Below are 7,432 nucleotides of genomic sequence, written 5' to 3'. Positions count from 1 at the left end.
TGTAGAGACGCACCGCAGTGCGTCTTTTAGATGTTGTTAAGAAAAAAAACACGGTGAAGACGCATTACAGAGATACATTGCGAAGACACACTGCGGATCGTCCCTATTATTTCACAATCATTTTTTTGACAATTCCATCAGATGTTTTTACAAAATAAATCCCTGTAGAGAACTGTGATGTATTGATGGTTTGTGCATTTTTGGTAGTTAAAACATTTTTACCGTTTACATCAAATACCTGAACATCGGCAGTTCTGTTAAAATACACAATTCCTTTTTGCGACGGATTTGGGAATAATGCAAAAGTAGGAGTGCTGTCCGAAATAAAATCGGGAGCTGATAAGCTTTTGGCATTAACTTCAAAGATGGTGATTGTACCACTTATTTCATTAGCTACAAGAATATATCCTTTTCCGGTAGGGCTATTTTCAGGAGCGATATAAGTAATACCTTCTGGTCCGTGATCTCCTGCATATGCCGATGTGCTTCGGCTATTTTTGTATTCTACAAATTTTGCATTATTAGGGTCGGTTACATTATATACCATAACTCCACCAACACGTTCTAATGATATGAAAGCAAAAGTTTCGCTTCCGATTTTTGCAGTTGTTATACCTTCAGGCTCCGGACCTTTGGCACGGCTTCTTGTTTTGGCAGTATTACTTTCGTGATCAGCATTAAAGAGTAATGGTAAATTTGAAGCTGTGTACATTTCGAAGTCGTCTCCGCTATCAAAAACAATTTGTTTTGTAGTTGCATTAAAAATAGAAAAAGAACGTGTTCCTACGCAATTGATTTCCTCAAATTCTGCATCACCATCTAAATTTCCATTTAGATTTGTTGTTCTAAAACGACCCAAATTATACGGTTGTTTTAAAACAGCTGCATTAGGAAAAATAGTTGCATCTAGATTGGTTGCGCCTACAGTTGTTCTTTCTACAAAATCAGTATATTCTTTTTCATCACCTTCATTTGCTGTAACCAAATATGTATTTGCTCCAACAGTATAATTTGCAACTCCATCTGGAAGATAAAAGGCTTTTATAGGCCAATTGGCAATTAATACTTCACCGTTGTTATCCGATACATCAAATCCATTTCTAGGAATACTGATATCTTTTGTTCCTAATGCCCAGATATCGGTTATGGTATTATTGGTTAAATCAATCTCGGCAATAGCATTGTTTTCCTGCAAGGTTACCCATGCTTTTTTAGAGTCAGAATTTATAGTAACGTATTCTGGTTCTAAATCCTGAGATAGAGTACTCGTTAATTTCAGTTTTCGAACGCCTGACGCAATTAAAGTAGCTTCCTGAGCATTGTAAGCTGTAAATAGTAATGTTGTAACATTTGATTGGTTTAAAGCGGTAATTCCACCAGAAATATCAATTATACTTACAGAACCTTCTGGATCTACAGTATAATCAAGATTTGGTTGTCCTTCATTGGCGGTCATAACCTTTTTTCCATCTGGTGAAAATGTAATCATATCCGGTAAAGCACCTACGATTACTTGTTTTTGAAACACACCATCGGTATCAAAAAATACTACTGAACCATTAAGGGCTTCATTTGTATTTGGAGAAGCAACAGCTACAATTCCGTTTTTTACAGCAACACTTGTTACGCCACCATAAACATTCATATCTATGGATTTTATCACTTTTGGAGCCGTAGGGTCACTAAAGTTTATTACATCCAGGAATCCTGCAACTGCACTTGTAGTAAATAAGCGTTGAGAAGTTTTATCATGAACTACAATCTCGCAGGTACTAGTATTACTTCCTGATGGATCAAAACTGCCTATATAATTTAGTTCGATTTCTTTATTAGGAACAGGAGCTAAACGATCATTATCTTTAATGTAAATTGTTGCTGTTGATGTTCCTGTAATCGTAAAACCAACAGGATTTTCTAAACTCAATACGAAATATTCAGCTTGTTGTTCTTCTAAATTATCATCGATAATAGGAATTGTAATAGTTTGCGTTAAAGCGCTTAAATTGGTAAAATGCAAGATTTGTGTACTTAAAGTAAAATCATTTGCATCAGCGGTACTAAAAGGTGCTCCTTTTACAACTAAATCGACAGAACCAGTTATCGGACTTCCTAAATTGATTATAAAATTCAAGTTTCCTGCATTTTCGTTTACTGTAACAAAGTTGGAAGCAAATGAAACAGTTGGACTAGCGGTTGTAAATAATGATGATTGTGTTGTGGTAATTGCATTGTTGCTTAAATCTTCGATAGTATTTGGTAGTAATGCCAGATAATAGGTTTGATTATTAGCCAATGCTTGTGCTGGTACAATTGTGATTACCTTATCATTTACTGTTGCGGTAAATGGAATTAGGGTTCCAGTTGCATTATTTAAACGTAATTCTAGCAAAGATGCTACATTAGCGTTATCTATAGTATTATCATTGATTAAACGGATACTTTCGTTAAAAGTTATCGTAGGATTAACTGTAGTACTAATAGCTGTGCTTGCGTTTGCAGGCAAAATAGTTGCGACAGGAGCGTTTGTATCTCCGCCACCATTAGGAGTTCCTTCGGTTGTGAAATTATCAAAACGATTATTTCCGCCAGTTCCGCCAGGACCTTGAACAAATTCGACCTTTAATTTAAAATTCGGATTGTTGTTTGCGCCTGTAATTGCTGTAAAATCTAAAGTAGCTAAACCAGGATCACCGTTATTTGGGGTGACTGGAATAAAGGAGATATATGTATTTCCGTCAAGAGAGTAGAACCAATTTTGTGTTCCTGCTCCTTGTGCAGAGCGGCGTGTAGCAAATTTTACAATTATATCTTTATAGCCTGTGGTTGGTAAAGCAAATACTAGTGCGCCACCTATAGGATTACTAAAGCGGAGGTGAGTTCCTGAAACTTCACTATTACGTGAGTTTAGATTTAAGAGATCAAAATTTTGTCCAGTTCCTCCATTAAATTCTATAAAACTAGTTCCTCCTGCAATGGCAGATATAGTAGTTCCAGAAACCAGAGCAACATTTGGAGTTGTTATAGTTGCTACAGATGCAGGATTATTAAATGACCAGTAATTAATTAATGTTTGACTCCAAGAGTAAGAAGAGGTTAGGAGTAAGAAAAAATAAAGTAATCTTTTTGTGTAAAGTTTTTTCATAGTTTGTAGTTTAGTAATAGACTACAAACATCACTTAAAACTGTTATAATAAGATTAATATAAAAACAAGGAATGATTAAATCAAAGACCTGAACGTTTTACTAAAGGTTATTATTTGTAATTGTTATTCAGGTAATTATAAATTGATTGAATAAAAAAATGGTTTGAAAGTTTTACACTCTCAAACCATTTTATATGATATAACAGAAGTATTAAAGTGCAGTTACAATTGCAACAAAATCATCTGCTTTTAATGCAGCTCCACCAATAAGACCACCGTCTACATCTGGTTTAGAGAAAATTTCTTTTGCATTGTCAGGTTTTACACTTCCTCCGTATAAAATAGAAACTTCTTCAGCAATTTCTTTTCCAAAAGCTTTACGAACAGTTTCTCTAATAAATTCATGCATTTCTTGTGCTTGTTCTGGCGAAGCAGTTTCTCCAGTTCCGATAGCCCAAACTGGTTCGTAAGCTAGGATAACATTAGCCCAAGATTCTTTTTCTATTTGAAACAAACCATCAGTTAATTGGTTTTCAACCACATTAAAATGATTTCCTGTTTGGCGGTCTTTTAATTCTTCTCCAAAACAGAAGATAACTGTTAACTCATGTTTTAATGCAGTATCAACTTTATTAGCAATTAGAGCATCAGTTTCTTTAAAAATAGCTCTACGCTCAGAGTGTCCAAGAATAACGTAGTTTACACCAACACTTTTTAGCATATCTGCAGAAACTTCCCCTGTAAAGGCTCCGCTTTCTGCTTGGTGAACATTTTGTGCAGCAACCTCAATAGTTGTAAACTCTAAATGTGCAACTGCAGAAGCTAAGTTTACAAAAGTAGGAGCTACAATTACTTGAGCCTCACTTACAGTTGGTAATTTAGCAATTAATTCGTTTAATAAATCTTCAGTTTGCTCTGCGTTTTTATGCATTTTCCAGTTTCCTGCAACAATTTTCTTTCTCATCTCGGTTCGTTTTATTTTTTTATTTTTTGAAATTCTATACTTTTATTTTAAGCTTTGTAAAGTTTGATTGATTTTTTCAAAATCCTTTTCGATTGCACGATACAAAACAATTTTACCTTTTTTGTCCACAATGATATATCTCGGAATCCAATCCAAATCAATTGCTTTTCCAAAAACACCTTTCATACCATCATTCATCATAAAATGATCGCCTTTTATTTCGTGTTTTTCAATTCCAGCTTTCCATTTATCAGCAGTTTTATCCGCCGAAAGGAATAAGTAAGATACATCTGGATTGTTTGCTTGTAATTCTTTTACTTGTGGCATTGCTTTTACACAATCTCCGCACCATGAAGCCCAAACTTCGATAACCAAAGTTTTTCCTTTGTACTTTTTTAAGATGTCTTTAAAAGCAACCTGACTATTATCAGTCGCTAATAATTTTTCTGATAGCGCTTCTTTAGAAAAAGCAGTTTTTTGCGCATTTGTACAAGAAAACGTAACAAAAGCAATAAGCGATAGAACTATTTGTTTCATGGTTAATTATTTTTTACCAAAGTTAAACAAACAAATCGAAACAGAAATAGAGATTAACAAAATTTGAAGGCGTCCTTATTTTGTCACAAATTGAGAAGTTTTGGTTACAAAAAGGAAAATGAAATCGTAATAGTTACACCTCAAAACGAGTTTTTGGAGTGTTTTTTATTCAAGAGATTTCATGAAGAGGGAAAAAAAGCTGTTTTTTTATTTATTTAGATGATTTTTAAAAGTCAAAAAACGTCTAGGTAAGCTATAAAAAATGTCCAATAAATTCTCAGTCAGAATTATATTGAACATTATATTTATTTTAATTCGTAATTGCCATTTGCCCATTTTTTGCAAGGCACAATCCAATCATTTAAAGCTTTATATAAAAAACCATGTTTCAGACCTGTATTCAATTCAATTTCCTTGAAATGATTAATCTTTAATTTTGAAGTTTCTTTTCGCTTTATGGCTGAAACTCCGTAGATATCTGATTTCTCATAGATTGTCAAGATATTTCCACAATAATTTATAACTGGAATATTTTGAATATCAGATTCTGTAAAACAGCCGATAAATACAAAATTAACATTGGGATTTGCTAAATAAGTAGAAACGTATTGTGCAAGATAGCCTCCTTTAGAAGTTCCTATTACCGTTATTTTATTTGGTTTAACTCCTTTTTTAATTAAGCTTTTAATTTGCTTAACAACTTTTTTAGCATATCCATCAAAATCGGTATTCTTATTTCTTAGCTCACTAAAAACGATGAAGTTGTCATCTTTAAATGATTTAATGATTTCATTGTATTCTGCTCTTCCATATTCAGGATGCACAGCATTTAAATCATTTTCTTCAAGAAATTTATTATGTAAAAAAAAGATATAGGCCTGGGTTGTATCTTGTGCTTTGGCTTGACCAAAACTTAAAGAACTCAAAAGCATAAAAAATAAAATAAACACCAAATTATGTATTTTGCTCATTATGTTTTCGTTTTTTAAGTAAGAATGTTATTGACTTTGGTATTAAAAAAAACATAATAAGTGATGTAAATATAAGCATGACTAATCAGCATAAAACTTACACTACTTATTATGGTTAATCTCTTTATTTTATAATTTCAAATCTTTAATGTCGTTATAATGTACTTTTTGAGTAATAGTTCCATCATTTAAGATTACGATACTAGGATTTGCTCTTTCGATTGTTTTCAGCGTTATAGCATCACAAAAGTAAAAATCGACATTTAGTTTATATTGTTTTTTTGCAGCAGCAATTTCATCTTGTCCCGAAGCTGTCATGGCAATTACTTTATATCCTTTTGCTTTAGCTTCCTGATTTAGTTTTTCTAATTTTTCCATTCCAGATGGCTCAGAACGAGTTAAATCATAAGTAACAAAAATCATAAGTTTAGGCTCTTTTAGTAATTGATCTTTATGATCTTCACCATCTTTTTCCATGCTAAAATCATGAATTGGTGGTACATAACCTTCAGTGATTACTTTGTCTTTTCTGTCAACAAAAGTAGCTCCTTCTGGAATAGCCATTAAATCTTTCTCAGTAAATTCTTTGTTTACACCATTTACATTGTAAATAAAAATCATTTCTACAACAGATTGTGGTGCTCCTTCTGGAATTTCCATTCCCTTCTCGATGTTTGAACCTACTTTGTAAGGACGGAAATCTTTTATCGGTAAATGGTTCAATACCCAAACTCCCATAAAAATGCACAAAAAGATAGTTACGTAAGCAACAATGTTTTGAACAGGGTTGGTAAATAATGGTTTAATCAATTCTTTATTAATGAACAAAATCAAGATGAAGAATAATAAAACAATATCTTTTGTAAATGATTGCCAAGGTGTTAAATGTAAAGCATCACCAAAACAACCACAGTCTTTTACTACATCAAAATATGCCGAATAAAAAGTAAGGAATGTAAAAAGTATAATCAGGATTAATAAACTCCAGATTGTAGCTTTAGATTTGTATCCAATAAGTAACATTACACCTAAAACTACTTCTAAGATTACTAAGAATAAAGCCAAAGCCAAAGTTATTGGCTCTAAAAAAGGCATATTAAATACAGGTTCGCTAAAATATTCTGCCAGTTTATATGAGAATCCTACAGGGTCGTTTAGTTTTATTAATCCAGAAATAATAAATAATACTCCAACAAAAAGTCTAGAGAATTGGGTAATTATATTTTTCATAAAAAGTTTTTTTTATTTACAAATTGCAATTTATTTTTTTGTGTCCAAAGGGTTTAATATCAGCGCAAAAACAGCATAATTGATCATATCCTGATAATTAGCATCGATACCTTCAGATACTAAAGTTTTTCCTTTATTATCTTCGATTTGCTTAACGCGAAGTAGTTTTTGAAGAATGATATCGGTTAAAGAACTCACACGCATATCACGCCAAGCTTCACCGTAATCATGATTTTTGGCTAGCATTAATTCTTTGGTAAGTTTTACTTTGGTATCATATAATTCGGTAGCTTTTTCTACGTCTAAATCAGGCTGATCGACAACCCCTAATTCTAATTGAATTAATGCCATTATGGAATAATTGATGATTCCAATGAATTCTCCTTTTTCATCTTCGTCAACTTTACGAATTTCATTTTCTTGTAAACTTCTAATTCGTTGCGCTTTTATAAAAATTTGGTCGGTTAATGAAGGCAATCTTAATATGCGCCATGCACTACCATAGTCTTTCATTTTATTGATAAAAAGCGAACGACAAATCGCAATTACATTATCGTATTCTTGAGAAGTATTCTTCATTATTGATG

General features: G+C 32.5%; 6 protein-coding genes. All 6 read right to left on the bottom strand.

Annotated elements, in window-relative coordinates; all coding sequences use genetic code 11:
• Positions 1-106 precede the first annotated feature (106 nt).
• Positions 107-3,142, bottom strand: coding sequence for a choice-of-anchor I family protein (locus tag B8T70_RS10240; RefSeq protein ID WP_086894774.1), 3,036 nt, complete (start codon positions 3,140-3,142; stop codon positions 107-109).
• Positions 3,143-3,354: 212 nt separating this feature from the next.
• Positions 3,355-4,107, bottom strand: a complete 753-nt coding sequence (tpiA, locus tag B8T70_RS10235; protein WP_039117635.1) for a triose-phosphate isomerase — start codon at positions 4,105-4,107, stop codon at positions 3,355-3,357.
• Between the two features lie 42 nt (positions 4,108-4,149).
• On the bottom strand, positions 4,150-4,644 hold the full coding sequence (locus B8T70_RS10230; protein ID WP_039117636.1) for a TlpA disulfide reductase family protein: 495 nt from the start codon (positions 4,642-4,644) through the stop codon (positions 4,150-4,152).
• Between the two features lie 305 nt (positions 4,645-4,949).
• A complete protein-coding gene (locus B8T70_RS10225) occupies positions 4,950-5,615 on the bottom strand; it encodes an alpha/beta hydrolase (protein WP_123912094.1) in 666 nt (221 codons plus the stop codon).
• A gap of 129 nt (positions 5,616-5,744) precedes the next feature.
• A complete protein-coding gene (locus tag B8T70_RS10220; RefSeq protein WP_086894772.1) occupies positions 5,745-6,845 on the bottom strand; it encodes a BT_3928 family protein in 1,101 nt (366 codons plus the stop codon).
• Positions 6,846-6,875: 30 nt separating this feature from the next.
• Entirely contained in the window at positions 6,876-7,424 is a 549-nt protein-coding gene (locus B8T70_RS10215) for a DUF1599 domain-containing protein (RefSeq protein WP_086894771.1), read from the bottom strand.
• Positions 7,425-7,432 lie beyond the last annotated feature (8 nt).

Source organism: Flavobacterium sp. AJR (assembly GCF_002156885.1).
In the GTDB taxonomy this organism is placed as follows: domain Bacteria; phylum Bacteroidota; class Bacteroidia; order Flavobacteriales; family Flavobacteriaceae; genus Flavobacterium.
This window is presented reverse-complemented; position numbering and strand designations above follow the sequence as displayed.